Raw genomic sequence first — 23,362 nt, 5'->3', positions numbered from 1 at the left:
CGCGTGGGGGGTCAAGCGCCGATGAGCTTGGAGAACTTCTGCTCGAAGTCGCTCTCCTCGGTCTCGGTGAGGGTGCGGAACACGTGCGACTTGGCCGCCATCTCGGGGGTGGGTACGACCAGCGGGTTGGCCGCGCTGTCCGGGGCGAGGGCGGCGAGTTCGTCCTTCATCCCGGTGACGGCGGAGACGAAGCCGATGCCCGCGACCAGCTGCGCCGCGATCTTCGGCTGATAGTAGAAGTCGATCAGCTTTTCCGCGTTCGCCTTGTGCTGCGCCCGGGCCGGGATCAGCATGTTGTCCGTCGAGGAGACGTAGCCCTTCTCCGGGATGACGAACTCGATGTCCGGGTTGTCGGCGCGCAGTTGGATCAGGTCACCGCCCCAGGCGACGCAGGCCGCGATGTCACCGGAGGACAGCTCCTGGCCGTAGTCGTTGCCGGTGAAGCGGCGGATCTGCTTGCTGTCGACGCCCTTCTGCAGCCGGGCGACGGCGGCGTCGTAGTCGTCGGCGGTGAACTTCGCCGGGTCCTTGCCCAGGTCCAGCAGGGTGATCCCGATGCTGTCGCGCATCTCGGAGAGGAAGGTGACCCGGCCCTTGAGGTCGGGGTCGTCCAGCAGTTGGGAGACGCTGGTGACCTCCTTCCCCTTGGTCGCCTTCTTGTTGTAGGCGATGACGACCTGGATGCCGGCCCACGGGTAGGAGTACAGCCGGCCCGGGTCCCAGTCGGGGGCGCGGAAGCGGGAGTCGATGGTGGTGATCGCGGTGGTGACGTTCGCCGGGTTGAGCTTCTGCGCCCAGCCGAGCCGGATCATCCGGGCGGCCATCCAGTCGGTGAGGACCATCAGGTCGCGGCCGGTGTCCTGGCCGGCCGCGAGCTGCGGCTTGACCTTGCCGAAGAACTCGACGTTGTCGTTGACGTCCTCGTTGTACCTGACCTTGACGCCGGTGGCCGCGGTGAAGGCGTCCAGGGTGCCGTGCTTCTCCTTGTCCTTCTCGTCGGTGTCGATGTACAGCGGCCAGTTGGAGAAGTTGACCACCTTCTCGGTGTCCGAGAGGTCCTTGGCGGCGTTGGCGGTCGAGTCGCCGCCGACGGTCCTGGCCGCCGGGATCCCGCAGGCGGCCAGCGTGCCCGCACCGGCGGTCAGCGCGGCGGCCCGCAGCAGGGTGCGGCGGCCGATCGCGGCCCGGCCGCTGGTCAGGCTGCGTTCCCAGGCCTTGCGGACCGGTTCGGGCAGACCGTCGGTGAACTCGTTGAACGCCATGGAACGGGCCTCCTGGGGGTAAGAGGTCGAATCGGGGCGCCCTGGGGGGCGGCGCCCCTGGGCAGGGGTTATCTGTCTCCGAAGACGGTGCGGTGCCAGTCCTTGCGGGCCACCGCGGTGGTGTCGAACATGACGTGCTTGACCTGGGTGTACTCGTCCAGCGAGTACTGGGACATGTCCTTGCCGTAGCCGGACGCCTTGTAGCCGCCGTGCGGCATCTCGCTGATGATCGGGATGTGGTCGTTGACCCAGACGCACCCGGCCGCGATCTCCCGGGTGGCGCGCAGCGAGCGGTGCACGTTGCCCGTCCAGGCGGAGGCGGCCAGGCCGTAGGGGGTGTCGTTGGCCAGCCGCAGGCCCTCGTCGTCGGTGTCGAAGGGCAGCACGACGAGCACCGGGCCGAAGATCTCGCCCTGGACCACCTCGCTGTCCTGGGCGGCGCCGGTGATCAGGGTGGGCGCGTAGTACGCGCCGCGGGTGAGGTCGGTGCCGTCGTGGCCCTTCTCCGGCGCGCGGCCGCCGGTGACCACGGTGGCGTAGGAGCGGGCGCGTTCGACGAAGCCGGCCACCCGGTCCCGGTGGGTGTACGAGACCAGCGGGCCGAGGTCGGTGTGCGGGTTGAGCGGGTCGCCGATCCGGATCGCGGCGTACAGCTCGGCCACGCCGGCCACGAACGCGTCGTACAGCGGGCGCTGGACGTACGCGCGGGTGGCGGCGGTGCAGTCCTGGCCGCCGTTGATCAGCGAGGCGGCGACCGCGCCGTGCACGGCGGCGTCGAGGTCGGCGTCGTCGAAGACCACGAACGGGGCCTTGCCGCCGAGCTCCAGGTGGGTGCGCTTGACGCTCGCGGTGGCGAGTTCGGCGACCCTGCGGCCGACCGAGGTGGAGCCGGTGAAGGACACCATGGCGACGTCCGGGTGCGCGACCAGGTGCTCGCCGGTGGTGCGTCCGGCGCCGGTGACCACGTTGACCACGCCGTCGGGGATGCCCGCCTCGGTGCAGGCCCGGGCGAACATCAGCGAGGTGAGCGGGGTCAGCTCGGACGGCTTGAGCACGATGGTGTTGCCCGCCGCGATCGCCGGCAGGACCTTCCAGGCGGCCATCTGCAGCGGGTAGTTCCACGGCGAGATCGAGCCGACCACGCCGATCGCCTCGCGGCGCACGTAGGAGGTGTGGTCGCCGGAGTACTCGCCGGCCGCCTTGCCCTCCAGGTTGCGGGCGGCGCCGGCGAAGAACGCCACGTTGTCGATGGTGCCGGGGACGTCGAACTCGGTGGCCAGCTTGACCGGCTTGCCGGTCTGCGCGGTCTCCACCCGGGCGAGGTCGGCGCTCGCCGAGGTCAGGACGGCGGCCAGTGCGGTCAGCGCCTCGGAGCGGGCGCCGGGGGTGGCGCGGGACCAGCCGGGCAGGGCCGCCTTCGCGGCGGCCACGGCCGCGTCGACCTCGCCGGTGGTGGCCAGGGCGACCTGCTCGACCACGCTGCCGTCTGCGGGGTTGACGACCTGGAAGGGCTCGCCGCTCCCCCGGGTCTGACGGCCCGCGATGTACTGCGCGCCCGCGCCGAAGTCGGTCAGGTCCATCTGGTTCCTCCAAGTGCCGGTGGGTCGACTGCCACGGCGATTCTCACGGTTGTGCGGTGGGGGAATCCGACCGGCTGATCACCGGGGTTGCGCGATCCTGGCAGTCCGGCGGACTCCGGACAAGGGATTCCGCTGTTGCATTCCGGCAACGCGATGGATTCCGGCGTGAGGTCTGTTTTTCGCCACAGCCGACCCGCTGACCATGCCCGGTGCCGCCCCGGCGTGACAAGGGTCACTCCGACAACCTCGGTGGGTAGGGCCTTACAGGGTGCAAGGGTTCACCGAGGGCGACAGGTCGTCGCCGCGATGGATGATTTACCTGACACTCTGGTCCCTCAAGGCCCTGGAGGCCCGCGATGCTCCCCACCGTCGCCCGCGTGCTCGACCTGGAGGTGATGCGGCGCGGCCTGCCCCAGGTCGTCGCCGGCGCCGACCACCTGGAGCGGCCGGTCCGCTGGGTCCACGTGAGCGAACTGCCCGACGTCGCCGGGATGCTCCAGGGCGGCGAACTGGTGCTCACCACCGGCATCGCGCTGCCCGACGACCGCGAGGGCCTGGCCCGCTACGTCCGCGAACTGGACGAGGTGGGGGTCGCCGGACTGGTCGTCGAGTACGGCCGGCGCTACTTCGACTCGCTGCCCCGCGCCCTGGTGCACGCCGCCGAACAGCGCGGCCTGCCACTGATCACGCTCCGCCGCGAGCTGCGCTTCGTCGCCGTCACCGAGGCCGTGCACGCGCTGGTGGTCAACGCCCAGCTGGAGCAGCTGCGCGTCTCCGAGGCCGTCCACCAGGTGTTCAACGAGCTGGTGGTGGAGGGCGCCGAGCCGCCCGAGGTGATCCGCCAGGTGGCCCGGATGGCGGGCGCGCCGGTCGTCCTGGAGAACCTCGCGCACCAGGTGCTCGCCCACGACACCGCCGGCCGCCCGGAGGTCGAACTGCTGGAGGACTGGGAGCGCCGCTCCCGCGGGGTCCGCCCGCCCGGCCGCACCGGGCACGACCCGCGCAGCGGCTGGCTGGTGACCACGGTCGGCGCCCGCGGCCAGGACTGGGGCCGACTCGTGCTGGTGCAGGATCCGGGCCCGCTGCCCGAGAACGAGGCCCACCCGCACACCATGCTTCTGGAACGCGGCGCCTCCGCTCTGGCGCTCAACCGGCTGGTGGTACGCGACCGGGAGAGCCTGGAGCGGCAGACCCACCGCACCCTGCTGTCCGGCATCCTCACCCACGCGCTGACCGTCTCCGAGGTGGCCCTGCGCGCCCAGGCGCTCGGCGTCCCGCTGGAGGGCCGCCGACTGGTCGGAGTGGTGCTGCGGCAGCGGCGCGGCCCGATCCCGGCCGCCCTGGAGGCGCAGGCCCGGCTGCGCGACTTCACCGAGCTCGCCGCGGGAGCCGTCCGGGCCTGCCGGCTCTCCGCCCTGGTCGGCGCGCTGGACGACGAGGGCGTCGGCGTGCTGATCACGCTCGGCACCCAGCAGGACGAGCACGCCGCCCTGGACGCCTTCTCGGCCACGCTGCGCCGGATGTCGGCCGAGGCCGGCCGGGACGACGCCGCCGCCGCACCGGCCCCGGTGGTCGCGGTCGGATCCTCGGTCGGCTCCGTCCGGGACGCCCGGCGCACCCTGCTGGAGGCCACCCAGGTCGCCGACGCGGCCCTGCACGACGCGCCCGGCGGCCGGGCCGCCTCGTACTACCGGCTGCCGGACGTCCGGCTGCGCGGCCTGCTCCACCTGCTGCGCGACGACGCCCGGCTGCAGACCTACGTGGAGCGGGAGCTGGGCCCGCTGCTGGCCCACGACGCCGAGCACAACGGCCAGTTGGTGCAGATGCTGCGGATCTACCTGGAGCAGGGCCGGAACAAGTCGGCGGCGGCCGACGCCGCGCACCTGTCCCGGCCGTCCTTCTACGACCGCCTGCACAAGGTCGAGCGGATCCTCGGCGTCGACCTCGACCAGGTGGAGTCCTGCCTCTCCCTGCACGTGGCGCTGCTCGCCCTGGACGCCGTCCGCCGCTGACCGCCGACCGCTGACCGCTGACCGCCGGTGGCCTACACGCCGGTGATGCGCCCCCAGACCTTGTGCAGTTCGGGCCGCTCCGCCGAGGTGACGTCGCGCATGGTGTGCAGCCGGGCGCGCATCTCGTCGGTCGGGAAGAGCAGCGGGTTCTCCGCCAGTTCGGCCTTGTCCTTGTCGCCGCTGGCCGCCAGCACCTCGCGGGCGGCCGGCACCGGGCAGATGTACTGGACGAAGGCGGCGAGTTCGGCGGCCACCTCGGGCTGGTAGTAGTGGTCGATCAGCAGCTCGGCGTTGCGCTTGTGCCGGGCCCGGTTGGGGATCATCAGGCTCTCCGCCCACAGCTCGCCGCCCTCCTGCGGCACCACGAACTCGATGTCCGGGTTCTGGGCGGTCAGTTGGACGGCGTCGCCGGAGTAGGCCTGGCAGGCGACGGCGGCACCGGAGGCGAGGTCGCTGGTGTAGTCGTTGCCGGTGAAGCGGCGGATGTGGCCGGTGTCGACCATCTTCTGCACGGTGTCCATCGCCCGGTGCGCGTCGTCCTCGCCGAACCGGGAGACGTCCGCACCCTGGGCGAGCATCAGCAGCCCGAGCGCCTCGTCCAGCCCGGCGAACAGGGTGACCCGGCCCTTGAGATCGGGCGCCCAGAGGTCCGCGGTCGACTTCAGCTCCCGGCCGAGCGCCTTGCGGTTGTACGCGATGCCGGTGATCCCGGACTGCCAGGGCACGCTGCGCCGGCGCCCGGGGTCGAAGGCCGGGTCGGCGAGCTGCGGGTCCAGGTTGGCGGTGACGTTGGGCAGGTTGGCCCGGTCCATGGCCTGCACCCAGCCGAGCGAGACGTACCGGCCGGCCATCCAGTCGCTGACCACCATGAGGTCCCGGCCGGGGTCGGCGCCCTGGGTGAGCACCGGGCTGATCTTTCCGAAGAACTCGTCGTTGTCGTTGATGTCCTCGGTGTAGGTGACCGCGATGCCGGTCCGCTCGGTGAAGGCGTCCAGGGTCGGCCGGTGGCCCTGGTCGTCGGTGTCGATGTACTGGGTCCAGTTGGAGAAGGCGAGCCGCTGCTCGCGGTCCGAGCGGTCCTGGACCGAGCGGCGGTCCTCGGCGACGTACGCGGACGGGATGCCGCAGCCGGTCAGCGTGCCGGCGCCGAGCAGCGCGGCCCCGCCGAGCACCGAACGCCGGCGGATCGTACGGGAGTTGTGGGGGCGGGTCGGGGTGGTGCTGCTGGGCATGGGGAAGGCCTCCGGAGCGTGGGACGGCCCCGGGCGTGCGCGACACCCGGGGCCGTCCGGTCGGTACGTCAGACGGTGTGCGCGTCGGCGAGCGACAGCACCTCGTCGAGCACCGCGAGACCGGTCTTGGCCTCCTCCTCGGTGACGGTGCACGGCGGGACGACGTGGAGGCGGTTCATGTTGACGAACGGCCAGAGCCCGCGCTGCTTGCAGGCGGCGGCCAGCTCGGCCATCGGCGCGTTGGCGGGGCCGGCCGCGTTGTACGGGACCAGCGGCTCGCGGGTCCCGCGGTCCTTCACCAGGTCGAGCGCCCAGAACACGCCGAGGCCGCGGACCTCGCCGATCGAGGGGTGCCGCTCGGCCAGCTCCCGCAGGCCGGGGCCGAGCACGGTCTCGCCGATGTGCTTGGCGTTCTCGACGATGCCCTCCTCCGCCATGGCGGTGATGGTGGCGACGGCCGAGGCGCAGGCCAGCGGGTGGCCGGAGTAGGTGAGCCCGCCCGGGAACGCCCGCTCGGCGAAGGTGGCGGCGATCTCGGCGCTGATCGCCACGCCGCCCAGCGGGACGTAGCCCGAGTTGACGCCCTTGGCGAAGGTCAGCAGGTCCGGGGTGACGCCCCAGTGGTCGGCGGCGAACCACTCGCCGGTGCGGCCGAAGCCGGCCATCACCTCGTCGAGGATGAACACGATGCCGAAGCGGTCGCAGATCTCCCGCACCCCGGCCAGGTAGCCCGCCGGCGGGATCAGGATGCCCGCGGTGCCGACCACGGTCTCCAGGATGATCGCCGCGATCGTCCCGGGGCCCTCGAAGGCGATCACCTGCTCCAGGTGCTCCAGCGCGCGCTCGCACTCCTGCGCCTCGTTCTCGGCGTGGAAGTTGGAGCGGTAGGCGTACGGGCCCCAGAAGTGCACCACGCCGGAGACGCCGGTCTCGTTGGCCCAGCGCCGCGGGTCGCCGGTGAGGGCGATCGCGTTGGCGGTGGCGCCGTGGTACGAGCGGTAGGCGGACATGACCTTCTGCCGGCCGGTGTGCAGCCGGGCCAGCCGGACGGCGTTCTCGACCGCCTCGGCGCCGCCGTTGGTGAAGAAGATCTTGTCGAGGTCACCGGGGGTGCGCTCGGCGATCAGCCGGGCGGCCTCGCTGCGCGCCTCGACCGCGAAGCCGGGGGCGATGGTGCAGAGCTTCGCCGCCTGCTCCTGGATCGCGGCGACCACCTTCGGGTGCTGGTGGCCGATGTTGGTGTTGACCAGCTGCGAGGAGAAGTCGAGGTAGCGGTTGCCGTCGTAGTCCCAGAAGTACGAGCCCTCGGCGCCGGCCACCGCGAGGGGGTCGATCAGCGCCTGGGCGGACCACGAGTGGAAGACGTGCGCGCGGTCGGCGGCCTTGACCGCCTGGCCGGCGGCTGAGTCAGCGGTGGGGATGCTCATGCCGGTAAGGCTAGGGAGTCGCGGCCCCGAAGTGCAGTTTCATCTTGTCAGCCGGTCACGCGAACGGCCGACAGGATGCAAAGACACCGGGCCCGGGTCGAAAGGACCCGGGCCCATTGTCCGTTCACACGATGGACGTGCGATCAGATCGCGGTCATACAGCGCCCGACCGTCACGACCCGCTAGATCGCGGTCATACAGCGCTCAACCGTCACGACCCGCTAGATCGCGGTCATACAGCGCTCAACCGTCACGACCCGCTAGATCGCGGTCATGACGTGCTTCACCCGGGTGTAGTCCTCGAAGCCGTACGCGGAGAGGTCCTTGCCGTAGCCGGACTTCTTGAAGCCGCCGTGCGGCATCTCGGCGACCAGCGGGATGTGGGTGTTGATCCAGACGCAGCCGAAGTCCAGGCGGCGCGACATCCGCATGGCGCGGGCGTGGTCCTTGGTCCACACCGAGGAGGCCAGCGCGAAGTCGACGCCGTTGGCGTAGTCGACGGCCTGGTCCTCGTCGGTGAACTTCTGCACGGTGATGACCGGGCCGAAGACCTCGTTCTGGATGATCTCGTCGTCCTGCCGCAGGCCGGAGACGACGGTCGGGGCGTAGAAATAGCCCTTCTCGCCGACCTGGTGGCCACCGGCCTCGATCTTGGCGTGGGCGGGCAGCCGCTCGATGAAGCCGGCCACCTGCTTCAGCTGGTTGGCGTTGTTCAGCGGGCCGTACAGCACGTCCTCGTCGTCCACGCCGCCGGTCTTGGTCTCGGCCGCGGCCTTGGCCAGCGCCTCGACGAAGGCGTCGTGGATCGACTCGTGCACCAGCACGCGGGTGGCGGCGGTGCAGTCCTGGCCGGCGTTGAAGTAGCCCGCGACCGAGATGCCCTCGACGGCCTCGGCGATGTCGGCGTCCTCGAAGACCACGACCGGGGCCTTGCCGCCCAGCTCCAGGTGGACGCGCTTGACGTCCTTGGAGGCGGACTCGGCGACCTGGATGCCGGCCCGGACCGAACCGGTGATGGAGGCCATCGCCGGGGTCTTGTGCTCGACCATCAGCCGGCCGGACTCGCGGTCGCCGCAGATCACGTTGAAGACGCCGGCCGGCAGCTCCAGGTCCTTGAGGACGCCGCCGATGATCTCGGCGAGCAGGACGGTGGAGGCCGGGGTGGTGTCCGAGGGCTTCAGGACGACGGTGTTGCCCGCGGCGATGGCCGGGGCGAACTTCCAGACAGCCATCATCATCGGGTAGTTCCACGGCGCGACCTGGGCACAGACGCCGACCGGCTCGCGGCGGACGATCGAGGTCATCCCGTCCATGTACTCCCCGGCGGCCTTGCCCTCCAGCATGCGGGCGGCACCGGCGAAGAAGCGGATCTGGTCCACCATCGGACCGATCTCCTCCGAGAGGGTCAGCCCGCGCGGCTTGCCCGTGTTGCGGACCTCCGCGTCGACGAGCTCGTCGGCCCGGGCCTCGACCGCGTCGGCGATCTTGAGCAGCAGCTTCTGGCGGGTGCTCGGGGTGGCGTCGCGCCAGATCGGGAAGGCGGCGGCGGCCGAGGCCATCGCGGCGTCCACATCGGAGGCACCGGACAGCGGGGACGTCGCGTAGGCCTCACCGGTGGTGGGGTCGACGATGTCGAGCGTGCGGCCGTCCGCCGCGTCGACGAACTCACCGTTGATGTAGTTGCGCAGCGTGCGAAGGTCGCTCACGGGGTCTCTCCTCGGTCTGGGCCTGCGGCGTTGCAGTTTCCGGCGCCATGGTACGTCGGCGGGTCCGGCGCACGAAGGGTGTCGGGTGGCCGGGCCCTGGACGGCGCGGTCCACTGGTTTGGGGGAACGCGCGCTGCGCTGCGGGGCTGCGCGCGTACCGTGCCAGGGTAGCCGCATGACTGCCGGTATCGACAGGTGCAGTGCATGTAGGCGATGAAATCCGTACGCGGATTCCAAGATCGCGACGAAATCAGCAGATTCCTCGCTTGCGAACAGGGGAACGATCAGGCACAGTGGCGGCGTGGCCAACCGCGACCGGAACGCGAGCGTTCCCCTCGATGCCGCCTCCAAGGCGATCATCGAGCAGCTCCAGGAGGACGGACGCCGCCCGTACGCCGCCATCGGCAAGGCCGTCGGCCTGTCCGAGGCGGCCGTGCGCCAGCGCGTCCAGAAGCTGCTCGACCAGGGCGTGATGCAGATCGTCGCCGTCACGGACCCGCTCACCGTCGGCTTCACCCGCCAGGCGATGGTCGGCATCCGGGTCGAGGGCGACATCGAGCCCGTAGCCGACGCGCTGGCCGCCCTCGACGAGGTCGACTACGTCGTCTGCACCGCAGGCTCGTTCGACCTCCTGGCCGAACTGGTCTGCGAGGACGACGAGCACCTGCTCGAACTGATCAACAAGCGCATCCGCGCGCTTCCCGGCGTGCGGAGCACCGAGAGCTTCGTCTACCTGAAGCTCCGGAAACAGACCTACACCTGGGGCACCCGATGACAGCCGACCCGGCGCAGAAGGACCTTTCCAAGACCGCCTACGATCACCTGTGGATGCACTTCACCCGCATGTCGTCGTACGAGAACTCCCCCGTGCCGACGATCGTCAAGGGCGAAGGCACCTACGTCTGGGACGACAAGGGACGCAAGTACCTCGACGGCCTCGCCGGCCTGTTCGTCGTCCAGGCCGGCCACGGCCGCGAGGAGCTGGCCGAGGCCGCCGCCAAGCAGGCCAAGGAGCTCGCCTTCTTCCCGGTGTGGAGCTACGCCCACCCGAAGGCCGTCGAGCTGGCCGAGCGCCTGGCCAACTACGCCCCGGGCGACCTGAACAAGGTCTTCTTCTCCACCGGTGGCGGCGAGGCCGTCGAGACCGCCTGGAAGCTCGCCAAGCAGTACTTCAAGCTGACCGGCAAGCCGACCAAGTACAAGGTCATCTCGCGCGCCGTCGCCTACCACGGCACCCCGCAGGGCGCCCTGTCGATCACCGGCCTGCCGGGCCTGAAGGCCCCGTTCGAGCCGCTGGTGCCGGGCACCCACAAGGCCCCGAACACCAACATCTACCGCGCCCCCGCCTTCCTCGAAGGCCCGGACGGCACGGTCGACCCCGAGGCCTACGGCCGCTGGTGCGCCGACGAGATCGAGGTGGCCATCCTCAACGAGGGCGCCGAGACCGTCGCCGCCGTCTTCGTCGAGCCGGTGCAGAACGCCGGTGGCTGCTTCCCGCCGCCGCCCGGGTACTTCCAGCGCCTGCGCGAGATCTGCGACCGCCACGACGTGCTGCTGGTCTCGGACGAGGTCATCTGCGCCTTCGGCCGTCTGGGCACCATGTTCGGCGCCGACAAGTTCGGCTACCAGCCCGACATGATCACCTGCGCCAAGGGCATGACCTCGGGCTACTCCCCGATCGGCGCCACGATCATCTCGGACCGCCTCGCCGAGCCGTTCTACAAGGGCGACAACACCTTCCTGCACGGCTACACCTTCGGCGGCCACCCGGTCTCCTCCGCGGTGGCGCTGGCCAACCTCGACATCTTCGAGCGCGAGGGCCTGAACCAGCACGTCCTCGACAACGAGGCCGCGTTCCTGGGCACCCTGAACAAGCTGCGCGACCTGCCGATCGTCGGCGACGTCCGCGGCAACGGGTACTTCTACGGCATCGAGCTCGTGAAGGACAAGGTCACCAAGGAGTCGTTCAACGACGACGAGGTCGAGCGCGTCCTCTACGGCTTCCTGTCGAAGGCCCTCTTCGACAACGGCCTGTACTGCCGCGCCGACGACCGTGGCGACCCGGTCATCCAGCTGGCCCCGCCGCTGATCTCCAACCAGTCGACCTTCGACGAGATCGAGCAGATCCTGCGGACCAGCCTCACCGACGCGTGGGCGAAGATCTGACCCCCTGATCCTCCTTCCCCACCCTCCGCCGAAGGGCGGTCCCACTCCCCCGGGACCGCCCTTCGGCGTTTTTCCGGCGCTGTCGGCCGATCAAACATGCCTGATTGCGGGTGATTTGCCCGCGATGGACCAGAGCGCCGCAACCGCACCAGGCCCCAGTCGTTCTAATCTGACGACTGTCATATCCCTGCGGCCACCCAGGATGGAACCTCATGTCAGCGGCACCGCCTGACAACGACGTGCTGTGGGCCCGGGGGATCGTCAAGTCCCATCACGGCACCCCCGCCCTGCGGGGCATCTCGATCGGCGTCCGCGAGGGCGAAGTGCTCGCCGTCACCGGCCCGCGCGGCTCCGGCAAGAGCACCCTCCTCGGCTGCCTCTCCGCCCTCCTCACCGTCGACGAGGGCGAGGTCTGGTTCAACAGCGCGCCCGTCCACACCCTCGGCCGGGCCGGGCGCGAACGGCTGCGCCGCGACCGCTTCGGCTTCGTCGGCTCCGAACCCCACCTGGTGCCCGAACTGACCGCCCGGGAGAACGTCGCCCTGCCGCTGCTGCTCGCCGGCGCCGGCAACAAGGCCGCCTACACCGCCGCCGACGAATGGCTGGAACGCCTCGACGTCGGCGAGGTCGCCCGGCAGCGCCCCGACCGGCTGCTCCAGAGCCAGCGCCAGCGGATCGCCGTCGCCCGCGCCCTCGCCCCGCTGCCGCCCGTCGTCTTCGCCGACGACCCCACCGCCCCGCTCCACCGCGAGGCCGCCGACCAGGTCCTGCGGATACTGACCAGCGCGGCCCGGTCGCACCAGCTCACCCTCGTCCTGGCCACTCACGACCCCGAGCTCGTCCGGTTCGCGGACCGCGCCGTCGCCCTCGTCGACGGACGGCTCACCGCCCCCGCCGCCCCCGTCCCGCGCGGGCACGCCGTCCCGGGGGCGGCCGGCGCGTCCGCCGTCTCGGGCACCCGCCGCTGACGACGCCGAGCCGCTGAAAGAGTCGACGTGTTCTATCTCCGTCTGGCCCGGGGCTACCGGGTGCCCGACCTCGGCCGCTGGCTGCTCACCGTGCTGGCCGCCGCCGTGGTCTCCGCCTTCCTGCTGCGCTCCCTCGGCCGGGCGATGAGCGACCCGCTCGGCGGCGAGGACGCGCTGGTGCGACTGCTCTGGTGCCTGCCCCCGCTCGCCGCCGTCGCCTGGTTCGCGGCCGTCGCCGCCCGCGCCGTACCCGCCCAGCGGCCCGAACGGATCACCGGCCTGCGCGCCGCCGGAGCCGGCTCCGGCCGGATCCGCACCCTGATCGCCGGTGAGGTCGTGCTCGCCTGCACCCTCGGCAGCGTGCTCACCCTGCTGGTCTTCCTGGTCCTGCGCAACGACATCGCCGGGCCCGCGCTCGCCCCCGACCTCGGCATGGGCGTACCGCTGCCGGCCGTCGCGCCGGTCGCCCTGCTCGCCCTGGTCCCGCTCACCGCCGGGATCGCCGCCGCCTGCGCCGTCCCACCCACCGAGTACCTGCCCGGCGGCCGCACCCGCACCCGCGGCGGCACCGGCTTCGGCGCCCTGCGGGTCGCCCTGCCCGTCGGGCTCGCCGTGATCGGCCTCGCCCTCGAACTCATCGCCCTGCGGCCCGGCGCCGCCGCCGACGGCCGGCCGATCCACCTGCCCGCCGGGCTCGGCAGCACCAGCACCGCCGCACTCGGCGGCTGGGCCGCCAGCGCGGTCGGACTCGCCCTGCTCACCGGCCCGTTGCTGTCCTGGACCGGGCGGCTGCTCGCGCTCGGCCGGCCCACCCCGCTGCGGCTGCTGGCCGGCCGCGGACTCACCGCCCAGGCCCGCAGCCTCGGCCCGCCGCTGGCCGTGCTCACCCTCGCCCTCGCGCTGGTGCTCACCACCATCCGCTACTGGATCGGCACGCCCGACAGCGCCGACGCGCTGCCCGCCGTCGAGGCCTGCCTGGTGCTCGGCTGCGCGGCCGCCGCCGTGGTCACCCGGCTGGCCGAGGTCCGCACCGACCGCCGGGACGTCACCGACGTGCTGCTGCGCCTCGGCACCTCGCCCCGGCTGCTGTTCGGCGCGGTCGCGCTGCGCACCCTGGCGGTGGGCACCACGCTGCTGGTGACCGGCGGGGCGACCGCCGCTCTGGCGGCCGCCGGCCTGCGCTGACCTTGCGGCTTGCGCTGACCTGCGGCTGTCGCTGACCTGCCGGTTTGCGTTGGCCCGCCGGCTCAGCCCGCCGCGGCGAGCTGACCGCAGGCGCCGTCGATCTCCTGGCCCCGGGTGTCGCGGACGGTCGTCGGCACCCCGTGCGACTGGAGCCGACGGACGAACTCGCGCTCGTCCTCGGGCCGGGAGGCGGTCCACTTGGAGCCCGGCGTCGGGTTCAGCGGGATCAGGTTGACGTGCACCCGGTGGTTCTTGATCAGCCGGCCGAGCAGGTCCGCCCGCCATGCCTGGTCGTTGATGTCCTTGATCAGCGCGTACTCGATGGAGATCCGCCGGCCGGACTTCTCCGCGTAGTTCCACGCGGCGTCCAGCACCTCGGCGACCTTCCAGCGGGTGTTCACCGGCACCAGCTCGTCGCGCAGCTCGTCGTCCGGGGCGTGCAGCGACAGCGCCAGGCGGCAGCTGAGGCCCTCGTCGGCCAGCCGGTTCATCGCCGGGACCAGGCCAACGGTCGACACCGTGACACCGCGCTGGGACAGGCCGAAACCGTCCGGCGCCGGGTCGGTCAGCCGGCGGATCGCGGCCAGCACCCGGTTGTAGTTGGCCAGCGGCTCGCCCATGCCCATGAAGACCACGTTCGACAGCCGCGCCTCGCCGCCCGGGATCTCGCCGGCCTTGAGCGCGCGCATCCCGGCGGCGATCTGCTCGACGATCTCGGCGGTGGACAGGTTGCGGGTCAGCCCGGCCTGGCCGGTCGCGCAGAAGGGGCAGTTCATGCCGCAGCCCGCCTGCGAGCTGATGCACATGGTGACCCGGTCCGGGTAGCGCATCAGCACCGACTCGACGAGCGTGCCGTCGAAGAGCTTCCAGAGCGTCTTGCGGGTGGTGTCGTCGTCGCAGGACACGTGCCGCACGACCGACATCAGCTCCGGCAGCAGGCTCCCGGTCAGCTTCTCCCGGCTGGCGGCGGGGATGTCCGTCCAGCCCTCCGGGTCGTTCGACATCCGGCCGAAGTAGTGGTTGGAGAGCTGCTTGGCGCGGAACGGCTGCTCGCCCAGCTCGGCGACGGCCTCCTTGCGCTCGGCGGGGCTCAGGTCGGCGAGGTGTCGCGGGGGCTTGGCGCCGCGCGGCGCGACAAAGGTGAGTTCTCCGGGCTTAGGCATGGTTCATCCAGTGTCGCAGACGCCGGGAGCAGGCCAGGACGTGCGAGGGCCCCGGACGCGCAGGCGTCCGGGGCCCTTCCACCACTCGCGGCCGGAGGACAGGTTCTGAGGCGTCCTACGGCCGGACAAGGCCCTAGCTGCCGACGAAGGCCGCCAGCAGCAGCCAGACCACCGGGGCGGTCGGCAGGAGCGAGTCCAGCCGGTCCATGATGCCGCCGTGGCCGGGCAGCAGCGTGCCCATGTCCTTGATGCCGAGGTCTCGCTTGATCATCGACTCGCCCAGGTCGCCCAGGGTCGCGGTGACCGCCGCGCAGCCGCCCAGGATCAGGCCCTGCCACCAGCTGCCGCCGTCGATGATCAGCTCCATCAGCACGGCGCCCGCCAGCATCGACAGGCCGATGCCGCCGGCCAGGCCCTCACGGGTCTTGCCGGGGCTGATCGTCGGGGCGAGCTTGGTCTTGCCGAACTTGTAGCCCACGGCGTAGGCGCCCGTGTCGCTGCAGATCGTGACGATCAGGAACAGCACGATCCGCTGGGGGCCGTCGTCGGCCGCCAGCATCAACGCCACGAAGGTGGCCAGGAACGGCACGTAGAAGGCGGTGAACACCCCGGCCGTTATGTCCCGCAGGTAGTCCTCCGGCGGCTCGGCCATCCGCCAGACCATCACCGCCAGCCCGGTCAGCGCGAGCGAGGCCGCGGCCCACTGCACCCCGGCCCAGTAGCCGGTGGCGATCATGGCGATGCCGCCTGCGACCAGCGGCACCAGCGGCGCCTTGATCTGCTTGCGCTCGGCGAGCCGGCTGGTCAGCTCCCAGATACCGACCGACACCGCGGCCATCACGACGAACAGGAACAGCGCCTTCACCACGAACAGCGAGGCGATGATCACCACACCGAGACCGACCCCCACGCCTATCGCGGCCTGGAGGTTACGGCCACCGCGCTGCTTGCGCGGCTGCGGCTGCGGGGCGGACTGGGCGGCCACGGGTGTCTCCTGCCCTGGATGGGACGACGGCACGAAGTGGGGCTGCCCGGCCGCCGGGTAGGTCGACGGCGGCGCGGGAGGCACCGGGGCCCCGGTGCGCGGCGGGGCGCCGCGGCCGGGGGTGGCGTCATCGGTTATCGCGCGCAGCACGACCGTCTCCGTCACACCCGGCACCGCCGCCTCGGACCGGTCGTCCCGGAACAGCGGGCCGCTCAACCGACCGGCCTCCCGGGACTGACCGGCGGCGGGGTCACCCGGCCGGCCGGAGCCCGCCGGCGGGCCCTGGTCCGGCACGCCGGGGAACGGGCCGGGGCCCGCCGGTACGGGAGGCATGACCTGAGTCTCCTCCGCGTCGCCGCCCCAGTACACCGGAGGCTGCTGCGAGTGATCCGAACGGTGGCCGGGGCCACCCGGCGCGCCGCCCGGCGCACCCGGGTGGGCCGCCCGGCCGCCCGGGTGACCGGGGTAGCCCTGGGCCTGCGGCGGCGCCGGGTACTCGCCGTAACCCGGCGCCGGGTGCGCCTGCTGCAGAGGAGCCTGCGGCCGGGGCTGCGGCGCCGGGCGGTAGGGCTGGAACTGCTGGTCGGACGGGCCCCAGTAGCCAGGGGCGTCAGGGGCGTCGTTCATCAGACTTCGAGCAGCTCGGCTTCCTTGTGCTTCAGCAGCTCGTCGACGGCGGCCACGTACTTGGCCGTGGTGTCGTCGAGCTCCTTCTCGGCGCGGCGGCCGTCGTCCTCGCCGACCTCGCCGTCCTTGACCAGCTTGTCGATGGCGTCCTTGGCCTTGCGGCGCACCGCGCGGATCGAGACCTTCGCGTCCTCGCCCTTGCCCCGGGCCACCTTGATGAACTCCCGGCGGCGCTCCTCGGTCAGCTCGGGCAGCACCACCCGGATGAGGGAGCCGTCGTTGGACGGGTTGACGCCCAGGTCGGAGTCGCGGATCGCCTGCTCGATCGCCTTCAGCGCGGTCTTGTCGAACGGCGAGACGACCGCCATCCGGGGCTCCGGCACCGAGAACGAGGCCAGCTGGTTGATCGGCGTCACGGTGCCGTAGTACTCGGCGACGATCTTGGCGAACATCGCCGGGTGGGCACGGCCGGTGCGGATGGCGGCGAAGTCGTCCTTGGCGACGGCGACGGCCTTCTCCATCTTCTCCTCGGCTTCGAGGAGGGTCTCTTCGATCACTGTGATCTCCCTGTCCGGTTCATCTGCGATTGTCCCGACCGGTGTCGGCGTCGAGGCCGGTCACGGCGACGGCGCCGTCCCGTACGGCTGATTGCTGCTCAGGCCCGGACAGAATCCTGGCTGATGAGTGTGCCGATCTTCTCACTCTTCACCGCGCGCGCGATATTGCCCTCCGCCAGCAGCTCGAAGACCAGCATCGGGAGGTTGTTGTCCTTGCACAGCGTGATCGCGGTGAGGTCGGCGACCTTGAGGTCGCGCGTGATGACCTCGGAGTACTCCAGCGCGTCGAACTTCACCGCGTCCGGGTTGGTCCGGGGGTCCGAGTCGTAGACGCCGTCCACGCCGTTCTTGCCCATCAGCAGGACGTCGGCGTGGATCTCCAGGGCCCGCTGGACGGCGGTGGTGTCGGTCGAGAAGTACGGCATGCCCATACCGGCGCCGAAGATCACCACACGGCCCTTCTCCAGGTGCCGGACGGCCCGCAGCGGCAGGTACGGTTCGGCGACCTGGCCCATGGTGATCGCGGTCTGGACCCGGGTCTCGATGCCTTCCTTGACCAGGAAGTCCTGCAGCGCCAGGCAGTTCATCACGGTGCCGAGCATGCCCATGTAGTCGGAGCGCGCCCGGTCCATGCCGCGGACCTGCAGCTCGGCGCCCCGGAAGAAGTTGCCGCCGCCGATGACCACCGCGACCTCGGTACCGGCACGGACGACGGTGGCGATCTCCCGGGCGATCGCGTGCACGACGTCCGGGTCGACGCCGAGTCCGCCACCACCGGCAAAGGCTTCACCGGACAGCTTGAGCAGCACCCGGCGGCGCGAGCCGGCCTTGGGGTCCTGCGCGGTCTCCTGCGTCTCCTGCATGGACTTCTCCTTTTTGCACCTACTGGCTCACAGGCGCGGGTGTGCGGATGCCCGGCCTGCGCGTACGCGAGAGGAGGCCACTGCCGCGGGAACCGGTTCGGTGTCCTGCACGGCAATGGCCTCCTCGTCGTTCATGGTGCCGACGCGGCCCGCCCGTGGACGGTTGGCACTGGGTGAGCCCGTTCGGCGTTCCGCCCGCCCTGGTCAACGGGCGGGGGCGGTTCCCAGCGTAAGGGTGCCGGGGACCAGGTGGAACGTGGCTCAGGCGCCGACGCGGAAGCGGGCGAAGCGCTTGAGGGCGACGCCGTTCTCCTCGAGGACCTTGGCGACGGTCTTCTTGTTGTCCTTCGCGAAGGCCTGCTCCAGGACGGAGTTCTCCTTGACGAAGCCGGTGACGCGACCCTCGACGATCTTCGGCAGGGCAGCCTCGGGCTTGCCCTCCTCACGCGCGGTGGCCTCGGCGACGCGGCGCTCGTTCTCGAGGTCCTCGGCCGGGATCTCCTCGCGGGACAGGAACTTCGGCGCGAACGCGGCGATGTGCTGCGCGACGTCCTTCGCGACCTCGGCGTTCTCCTTGTCCAGCTCGACCAGGACGCCGACGGCCGGCGGCAGGTCGGGGCTGGTCTTGTGCAGGTAGACCGCGACGAAGCCGTCACCGTCGAACTGGGCGAAGCGACGGAAGACGATCTTCTCGCCCAGGGTCGCGTTGGCCTCGTCGACGAACTGCTGGACGGTCTTGCCGGCCTCGATCTCGGACGCCAGGGCGGCATCCAGGTCGGCCGGGGCGGTCTTGGCCACGTGAGCCGCGATCGCGTCGGCGACCTTGACGAAGTTGTCACCCTTGGCGACGAAGTCGGTCTCGCAGTTCAGCTCGACCAGAACGCCGGACTTCTTGTCCTCGGCGATCAGCGCGGCGACGGCGCCGTTGGAGGCGTCACGGCCCTCGCGCTTGGCAACGCCCTTCTGGCCCTTGATGCGCAGGAGCTCGACGGCCTTCTCGACGTTGCCCTCGGCCTCGTCCAGGGCCTTCTTGCAGTCCATCATGCCGGCGCCGGTGAGCTCACGGAGCTTCTTGACGTCCGCGGCGGTGAAGTTCGCCATGGTGTGAATCTCTTCTCGCGTCTCGCGTGTCTGCGTGGGGAGACGCCGGGACCGATGATTCGGTCCCGGCGCGGGAGAGAGGGGCACCTACCGGTGTCGTACCGGCGGGTGCCCCTCACCCTTGGTACGTCAGGCCTGCTCGGCCGGCGCCTCGGTGGCCTCAGCCTCGGCGGCGGGGGCCTCGACGGCCTCAGCCTCGGCGGCGGGGGCCTCAGCGGCCGGAGCCTCGGCGGCGGCGGGGGCCTCCTCGGCCTTCTTCTCGCCCTCGATGAGGTCCTTCTCCCAGTCGGCCAGCGGCTGGTCGGCGCCCGGCTCGGCCTTGACGTCGCCCTTGGCGACACCGGCGCGGGACTTCAGACCCTCGGCCACGGCGTCGGCGATCACGCGGGTCAGCAGGGTGACGGAGCGGATCGCGTCGTCGTTGCCCGGGATCTTGTAGTCGACCTCGTCGGGGTCACAGTTGGTGTCGAGGATGGCGACGACCGGGATGTTGAGCTTCCGGGCCTCGCCGACCGCGATGTGCTCCTTCTTGGTGTCCACGATCCACACGGCGCTGGGAACGCGCTGCATGTCGCGGATACCGCCGAGGGTCTTCTCCAGCTTGTCGTGCTCGCGCTGGAGGACCAGGAGCTCCTTCTTGGTGAGGCCGGAACCGGCCACGTCCGAGAAGTCCAGCTCGCCGAGCTCCTTCAGGCGCTGCAGGCGCTTGTAGACGGTCGAGAAGTTGGTCAGCATGCCGCCGAGCCAGCGCTGGTTCACGTAGGGCATGCCCACGCGGGTGGCCTGCTCGGCGATGGCCTCCTGGGCCTGCTTCTTCGTGCCGACGAAGAGGACGCTGCCGCCGTGGGCAACGGTCTCCTTGATGAACTCGAAGGCGCGGTCGATGTAGTTCAGCGACTGCAGGAGGTCGATGATGTAGATGCCGTTGCGCTCCGTGATGATGAAGCGCTTCATCTTCGGGTTCCAACGGCGGGTCTGGTGACCGAAGTGGACGCCGCTCTCCAGCAGCTCCCGCATCGTGACGACGGCCATAGCCGTGCTCCTCAGGTGTTACGGCCCGGCGGTCGCGCAACGGACGGCGGGTTCGCGCGGTGGCGCTCCCCGCTCGCGCGGTGCGTCCGGCCGGGTCAGGCTCGGTTTGTCCGTGGCAGCCAGGTGACAGCCACGCCTGACGCCCCGAACGTGCCGAGCCGCTTGAACCCGCACGGTCCGGGGACCAGGCGGGCTCGGCGGACCGAGCGGCACTCGCACCTGGCGGGGGCAGCGGCCGGGCCGCGTCCGTCCACCGGTGGCGGGGCGTGCGAAGTCGACCCGGCGGACCGGGTCGCGTGTGAAGTGTACGGGAAGCGCCGCGGAGCGGGCGACTCCGCGACTGGCGGAGGCCCTGGACGGGCGGGTCCGCGCTGGCGGGAGCTGGGCGGAGGCCGGGCCGAGGCGGGGCGGCCGGGCCTTGGGAGTGCTGCTGCTGCGGTGCTTGTACACCGGATGGCGGCATCCGTACACCCGCTGGAGGGACGGGATCAGGCCACGAGGGCGGTTTGTCCACAGGAGTCCGGAAGTGGGTGGCGCCGGGGCGGCCGCGCAGCAAGCCTCGGGGCATGACCGCTCGCGCCGAATGCCCGGTTCCGCCCGCCATCGGTCCGGCCTGCTCGGGGCCGGGCCGGTTGAGCCTTGACCGATTGGGGCCGGGCCGGTTGGGGCCGGGCTCGTTTGGTGTGCTGCGGGGGCTGGTCGCCGTGCTGGCCGCGCTGGTGCTGCTGGTCTCGGGCAGTGCGGGGCGGGGCGCCGCTCTCAGCGGGGGCGGCGGAGGTGATGGCGGGGGCGGCGGAGGTGATGGCGGGGGCGGCGGAGGTGATGGCGGGGGCGGCGAGACCGGCCGGACCGGTTCGGGCGGTGCGCGGGCCTGGCCGGTGGGCGGGCCCGGCGGGGTGCTCCGGCGGTTCGAGCCACCGGCCACGCCATGGGCCGCCGGACACCGGGGAGTGGACCTCGCCGCCGCGCCCGGGGCGGAGGTGCGGGCGGCTGCCGCCGGGGTGGTCACGTTCTCCGGGCTGGTGGCGGGGCGCCCGGTGGTGACCGTCACCCACCCCGGCTCGGGGTCACCCCCCTTGCGGACCACCTACCTGCCCGTCGCCGGCACCGCCCCGGTCGGCACCGAGGTACCCGCCGGACAGGTGATCGGACGGCTCGCCCCCGACGGACGGCACTGCCCAGCACGGGACTGCCTGCACTGGGGGCTGCTGCGCGGCGGGCGCTACCTCGACCCGCTGGCCCTGTTCGGCGCGGGAGCGGCGCGGCTGCTGCCGCTGGGCGGCGCCGGGCGCACCTGATGAATTCAGATGAACCGAACGAACCAAACGGACCGGGCCGGACGGCGGCTCAGGCCCGGTCGAGGCCGTGCAGGGCCATGGCCACGGCGGCGTCCGCGATCAGTTCGGGGCGCTCGGCCGCACACCCGGCACGCTCCCCCGCGGCCACTTGCTCGGCCCGGCGCACGGCCGCCTCCACGACCCCTTGGAGCAACGCCGCAGCGAGCCGGGGCTGCGCGTGACCGAGATCCTCCAGGGCCCGGACGACCAGGCCGACCAGCTTGCCGTGCGCCGCCCGGATGCGCTCGCGCGCGGCCTCGTCGAGTTCGAGCGCGGAGATCGCCACCACCGCCCGGTGGCGCGGGTCTGCGGCCAACGCCAGCTGGCCACGGACATACGCCTCGATCCGGTCGGCCGCGCTGTCGCAGCTCTCCATCCCGGCCTCGATCTCGGCCGCCCAGAGCGGAAAGTCCACCTCGCAGAGCGCCTCGACCACGGCGGCCCGGGAGCGGAAGTACTCGTAGACCGAGGAGCGCGCCAGGGAGGTGCGCGCAGCGAGCGCAGGGAAGGTCAGCGCCTCCATGCCGCCCTCCGTGAGCAGGGTGCGGGCAGCGTCAAGGAGGGCTGCACGCTGCAGCTGGCGATGCTCGGCCACCGTGGCCGCTCGGATCTTCGGCACGCTCCCACTGTACGGAGCCCTACCTGCGGCCGGTACGGCGCCGCGCATTTGAGCGGGGAGCGAGAGCGCGCAGGCGTGCGGCGAGGCGTGCGAGCGGGCGCGCAACCCGGGGATCCGGCCCGGAGTAACGGCCCAGGGTTACAGCCGGGCAGGTGCGGCCGGGCAGGCGCGGCCCGGGATGCGGCCGGGCAGGCGCGGACCGGCAACGTGGCCGGGGTCGCGACCCGGAGGTCGGCCGGAACGGGACGGTCCCGGCCCGCGCTACCGGATGTCCGACAGCTTGGCGCGCAGCTGGAGGACGGACTTGGTGTGGATCTGGCTCACCCGGCTCTCCGTCACCCCCAGCACCTGGCCGATCTCGGCGAGGGTGAGGCCCTCGTAGTAGTAGAGCGTCACCACGGTCTTCTCCCGCTCGGGGAGGGTGTTGACCGCCTGGGCCAGCAGCCTGCGCAGCTCGCGGTCCTCGGCCACCTCAACCGGGTTGTCGGCACCGTGGTCCACCAGGGTGTCCATCAGGCTCAGCCGGTCGCCGCCCTCCCCCACCGGGTGCAGCAGTTCGTCCAGGGCCACCACGTTGGCCAGGGACAGCTGGCTGAAGATCGCGTGCAGATCCTCGATCGCGATACCCATCTCGGCCGCGACCTCGGGATCGTGCGGCGTACGGCGCAGCCGGGCCTCCAGCGTCGCGTACGTCCGCTCGACGGCCTTCGCCTTCTGCCGCACCGAGCGCGGGATCCAGTCCAGGGCACGCAGTTCGTCGATGATCGCGCCGCGGATCCGGCTGATCGCATAGGTCTCGAACTTGATGGCGCGGTCGATGTCGAACTTCTCGATCGCATCGATCAGCCCGAAGACCCCCGAGGAGACGAAGTCGGCCTGCTCGACGTTGGAGGGCAGGCCGACCCCGACCCGCCCCGCCACGTACTTGACGAGCGGCGAGTAGTGCAGGATCAGCTGCTCGCGCAGCCGCTGGTCGCCGGTCTCCTTGTAGGAGCGCCAGAGCTCTTCGAGCGCGGTGCGCCCCTGGGCTCCGGGGCCTGGACCGCCCGGCCCCGGTCCCTGCTCCGGGCCAGGCGGGGGGGTGCCGTCCGGCGGCAGGGCACCGGCAGCGATCGGGCGGGCTGCGCCGTCGCCGGTGGCGGCGCCGACCGCGTCGGCGGGCTGGCCCGGCACCGCCATCGGCCGGCCGCCCTGGCGCGACAGGCCCCCCATTGTCCCCGTCGCCTTGGGCGGGAACTCAGTCACGGGACGCCGCTCGGTCCGCGGCCCTCCCGAGGACCGGGCGCCACCGGTCACTCTGTGTCCGGGAATGTGTGTGGGCATGCGTTGGTCTGCGCCGTTCTGCCGAGTCATGTGCTGATAGGGAAGGCATGTGGAGCGTAGCGTGACCGACTCGCTGCAATGCGCTACCGCCACTCGGTCGTCCCCCGATCCGGTGGCGTTCGCGTCACCGGATCCGGGCACGCGAACGGACGAACCGGATCAGCAGGTCAACCGGGCGATTCCGACACTCCCTCCCCACGCCCCCTCCCCACGACAC

At 71.7% G+C, this 23,362-nt stretch carries 19 protein-coding genes; 6 read left to right on the top strand and 13 right to left on the bottom strand.

From position 1 onward, the window contains the following. Window positions 1–11: 11 nt before the first annotated feature. Complete coding sequence (locus ACFV6D_RS14565) at window positions 12–1,262, bottom strand: spermidine/putrescine ABC transporter substrate-binding protein (protein ID WP_063347655.1); 1,251 nt, start codon at window positions 1,260–1,262, stop codon at window positions 12–14. Window positions 1,263–1,330: 68 nt separating this feature from the next. Beyond that, window positions 1,331–2,842: a gamma-aminobutyraldehyde dehydrogenase gene (locus tag ACFV6D_RS14560; RefSeq protein ID WP_380559891.1), complete on the bottom strand. Its 1,512-nt coding sequence runs from the start codon at window positions 2,840–2,842 to the stop codon at window positions 1,331–1,333. A 356-nt stretch (window positions 2,843–3,198) separates the two neighbouring features. Here ACFV6D_RS14560 and ACFV6D_RS14555 point away from each other — a divergent pair, with 356 nt between their 5' ends. Beyond that, window positions 3,199–4,854 (top strand): PucR family transcriptional regulator, encoded by a 1,656-nt coding sequence (locus tag ACFV6D_RS14555; protein ID WP_063347657.1) that lies wholly within the window; start codon window positions 3,199–3,201, stop codon window positions 4,852–4,854. 32 nt (window positions 4,855–4,886) lie between these two features. Here ACFV6D_RS14555 and ACFV6D_RS14550 read toward each other — a convergent pair whose 3' ends face one another. From ACFV6D_RS14550 to ACFV6D_RS14540, 3 genes are all read right to left on the bottom strand, one after another. Then, the gene (locus ACFV6D_RS14550; protein ID WP_063347658.1) at window positions 4,887–6,086 is read right to left on the bottom strand and encodes a spermidine/putrescine ABC transporter substrate-binding protein; all 1,200 of its coding nucleotides are present in this window, start codon (window positions 6,084–6,086) and stop codon (window positions 4,887–4,889) included. A 68-nt stretch (window positions 6,087–6,154) separates the two neighbouring features. Further along, a complete protein-coding gene (locus ACFV6D_RS14545) occupies window positions 6,155–7,513 on the bottom strand; it encodes an aspartate aminotransferase family protein (RefSeq protein WP_063347659.1) in 1,359 nt (452 codons plus the stop codon). Between the two features lie 260 nt (window positions 7,514–7,773). Next, window positions 7,774–9,219 carry a gamma-aminobutyraldehyde dehydrogenase gene (locus ACFV6D_RS14540; protein WP_380559889.1) on the bottom strand — a complete coding sequence of 482 codons (1,446 nt, stop codon included), beginning with the start codon at window positions 9,217–9,219 and terminating at the stop codon, window positions 7,774–7,776. A 301-nt stretch (window positions 9,220–9,520) separates the two neighbouring features. On the opposite strand from ACFV6D_RS14540, the gene ACFV6D_RS14535 reads away from it, so the two are divergent. From ACFV6D_RS14535 to ACFV6D_RS14520, 4 genes are all read left to right on the top strand, one after another. After that, on the top strand, window positions 9,521–9,994 hold the full coding sequence (locus tag ACFV6D_RS14535; protein ID WP_030243538.1) for an Lrp/AsnC family transcriptional regulator: 474 nt from the start codon (window positions 9,521–9,523) through the stop codon (window positions 9,992–9,994). Further along, window positions 9,991–11,385: an aspartate aminotransferase family protein gene (locus ACFV6D_RS14530; protein ID WP_063347661.1), complete on the top strand. Its 1,395-nt coding sequence runs from the start codon at window positions 9,991–9,993 to the stop codon at window positions 11,383–11,385. The genes ACFV6D_RS14535 and ACFV6D_RS14530 overlap by 4 nt, the downstream gene beginning before the upstream one ends. A 212-nt stretch (window positions 11,386–11,597) precedes the next feature. Next, window positions 11,598–12,353, top strand: coding sequence for an ABC transporter ATP-binding protein (locus ACFV6D_RS14525; protein ID WP_380377509.1), 756 nt, complete (start codon window positions 11,598–11,600; stop codon window positions 12,351–12,353). 27 nt (window positions 12,354–12,380) lie between these two features. Then, complete coding sequence (locus ACFV6D_RS14520; RefSeq protein WP_380559887.1) at window positions 12,381–13,538, top strand: hypothetical protein; 1,158 nt, start codon at window positions 12,381–12,383, stop codon at window positions 13,536–13,538. A 62-nt stretch (window positions 13,539–13,600) separates the two neighbouring features. Here ACFV6D_RS14520 and rlmN read toward each other — a convergent pair whose 3' ends face one another. The 6 genes from rlmN to rpsB all read right to left on the bottom strand — a co-directional run bounded on the left by rlmN (window position 13,601) and on the right by rpsB (window position 19,866). Continuing rightward, the gene (rlmN, locus tag ACFV6D_RS14515) at window positions 13,601–14,701 is read right to left on the bottom strand and encodes a 23S rRNA (adenine(2503)-C(2))-methyltransferase RlmN (protein ID WP_063347664.1); all 1,101 of its coding nucleotides are present in this window, start codon (window positions 14,699–14,701) and stop codon (window positions 13,601–13,603) included. A 133-nt stretch (window positions 14,702–14,834) separates the two neighbouring features. Continuing rightward, window positions 14,835–16,313 (bottom strand): phosphatidate cytidylyltransferase, encoded by a 1,479-nt coding sequence (locus ACFV6D_RS14510; protein WP_380559885.1) that lies wholly within the window; start codon window positions 16,311–16,313, stop codon window positions 14,835–14,837. Then, on the bottom strand, window positions 16,313–16,870 hold the full coding sequence (gene frr / locus ACFV6D_RS14505; protein WP_063347665.1) for a ribosome recycling factor: 558 nt from the start codon (window positions 16,868–16,870) through the stop codon (window positions 16,313–16,315). Before frr ends, ACFV6D_RS14510 begins: the two co-directional genes overlap by 1 nt. A 98-nt stretch (window positions 16,871–16,968) precedes the next feature. Continuing rightward, the gene (pyrH, locus tag ACFV6D_RS14500; RefSeq protein ID WP_063347666.1) at window positions 16,969–17,733 is read right to left on the bottom strand and encodes a UMP kinase; all 765 of its coding nucleotides are present in this window, start codon (window positions 17,731–17,733) and stop codon (window positions 16,969–16,971) included. 261 nt (window positions 17,734–17,994) lie between these two features. Beyond that, window positions 17,995–18,834 carry a translation elongation factor Ts gene (gene tsf / locus ACFV6D_RS14495; RefSeq protein WP_063347667.1) on the bottom strand — a complete coding sequence of 280 codons (840 nt, stop codon included), beginning with the start codon at window positions 18,832–18,834 and terminating at the stop codon, window positions 17,995–17,997. Window positions 18,835–18,963: 129 nt separating this feature from the next. Next, window positions 18,964–19,866, bottom strand: coding sequence for a 30S ribosomal protein S2 (rpsB, locus tag ACFV6D_RS14490; protein ID WP_063347668.1), 903 nt, complete (start codon window positions 19,864–19,866; stop codon window positions 18,964–18,966). Window positions 19,867–20,816: 950 nt separating this feature from the next. On the opposite strand from rpsB, the gene ACFV6D_RS14485 reads away from it, so the two are divergent. Next, a complete protein-coding gene (locus ACFV6D_RS14485) occupies window positions 20,817–21,164 on the top strand; it encodes a M23 family metallopeptidase (protein WP_244293357.1) in 348 nt (115 codons plus the stop codon). Window positions 21,165–21,213: 49 nt separating this feature from the next. Here ACFV6D_RS14485 and ACFV6D_RS14480 read toward each other — a convergent pair whose 3' ends face one another. Together ACFV6D_RS14480 and whiG are read right to left on the bottom strand one after the other, a co-directional pair. Continuing rightward, on the bottom strand, window positions 21,214–21,798 hold the full coding sequence (locus ACFV6D_RS14480) for a TetR/AcrR family transcriptional regulator (protein WP_063351115.1): 585 nt from the start codon (window positions 21,796–21,798) through the stop codon (window positions 21,214–21,216). Between the two features lie 285 nt (window positions 21,799–22,083). Further along, window positions 22,084–23,034 (bottom strand): RNA polymerase sigma factor WhiG, encoded by a 951-nt coding sequence (gene whiG, locus ACFV6D_RS14475; RefSeq protein ID WP_380559883.1) that lies wholly within the window; start codon window positions 23,032–23,034, stop codon window positions 22,084–22,086. Window positions 23,035–23,362 lie beyond the last annotated feature (328 nt).

It is taken from the genome of Kitasatospora sp. NPDC059812, assembly GCF_042732075.1.
Lineage (GTDB): Bacteria > Actinomycetota > Actinomycetes > Streptomycetales > Streptomycetaceae > Kitasatospora.
The sequence above is the reverse complement of the archived record's forward strand: the minus strand, read 5'-3'. Positions and strand labels throughout refer to the sequence as shown.

What these genes read in the sequence shown, in the direction of transcription:
- ACFV6D_RS14565 (WP_063347655.1), bottom strand. Translation starts at nt 1,262, where the DNA reads ATGGCGTTCAACGAGTTCACCGACGGTCTGCCCGAACCGGTCCGCAAG.
- ACFV6D_RS14560 (WP_380559891.1), bottom strand. Translation starts at nt 2,842, where the DNA reads ATGGACCTGACCGACTTCGGCGCGGGCGCGCAGTACATCGCGGGCCGT.
- ACFV6D_RS14555 (WP_063347657.1), top strand. Translation starts at nt 3,199, where the DNA reads ATGCTCCCCACCGTCGCCCGCGTGCTCGACCTGGAGGTGATGCGGCGC.
- ACFV6D_RS14550 (WP_063347658.1), bottom strand. Translation starts at nt 6,086, where the DNA reads ATGCCCAGCAGCACCACCCCGACCCGCCCCCACAACTCCCGTACGATC.
- ACFV6D_RS14545 (WP_063347659.1), bottom strand. Translation starts at nt 7,513, where the DNA reads ATGAGCATCCCCACCGCTGACTCAGCCGCCGGCCAGGCGGTCAAGGCC.
- ACFV6D_RS14530 (WP_063347661.1), top strand. Translation starts at nt 9,991, where the DNA reads ATGACAGCCGACCCGGCGCAGAAGGACCTTTCCAAGACCGCCTACGAT.
- ACFV6D_RS14525 (WP_380377509.1), top strand. Translation starts at nt 11,598, where the DNA reads ATGTCAGCGGCACCGCCTGACAACGACGTGCTGTGGGCCCGGGGGATC.
- rlmN (WP_063347664.1), bottom strand. Translation starts at nt 14,701, where the DNA reads ATGCCTAAGCCCGGAGAACTCACCTTTGTCGCGCCGCGCGGCGCCAAG.
- ACFV6D_RS14510 (WP_380559885.1), bottom strand. Translation starts at nt 16,313, where the DNA reads ATGAACGACGCCCCTGACGCCCCTGGCTACTGGGGCCCGTCCGACCAG.
- pyrH (WP_063347666.1), bottom strand. Translation starts at nt 17,733, where the DNA reads ATGCAGGAGACGCAGGAGACCGCGCAGGACCCCAAGGCCGGCTCGCGC.
- tsf (WP_063347667.1), bottom strand. Translation starts at nt 18,834, where the DNA reads ATGGCGAACTTCACCGCCGCGGACGTCAAGAAGCTCCGTGAGCTCACC.
- rpsB (WP_063347668.1), bottom strand. Translation starts at nt 19,866, where the DNA reads ATGGCCGTCGTCACGATGCGGGAGCTGCTGGAGAGCGGCGTCCACTTC.
- whiG (WP_380559883.1), bottom strand. Translation starts at nt 23,034, where the DNA reads ATGGGGGGCCTGTCGCGCCAGGGCGGCCGGCCGATGGCGGTGCCGGGC.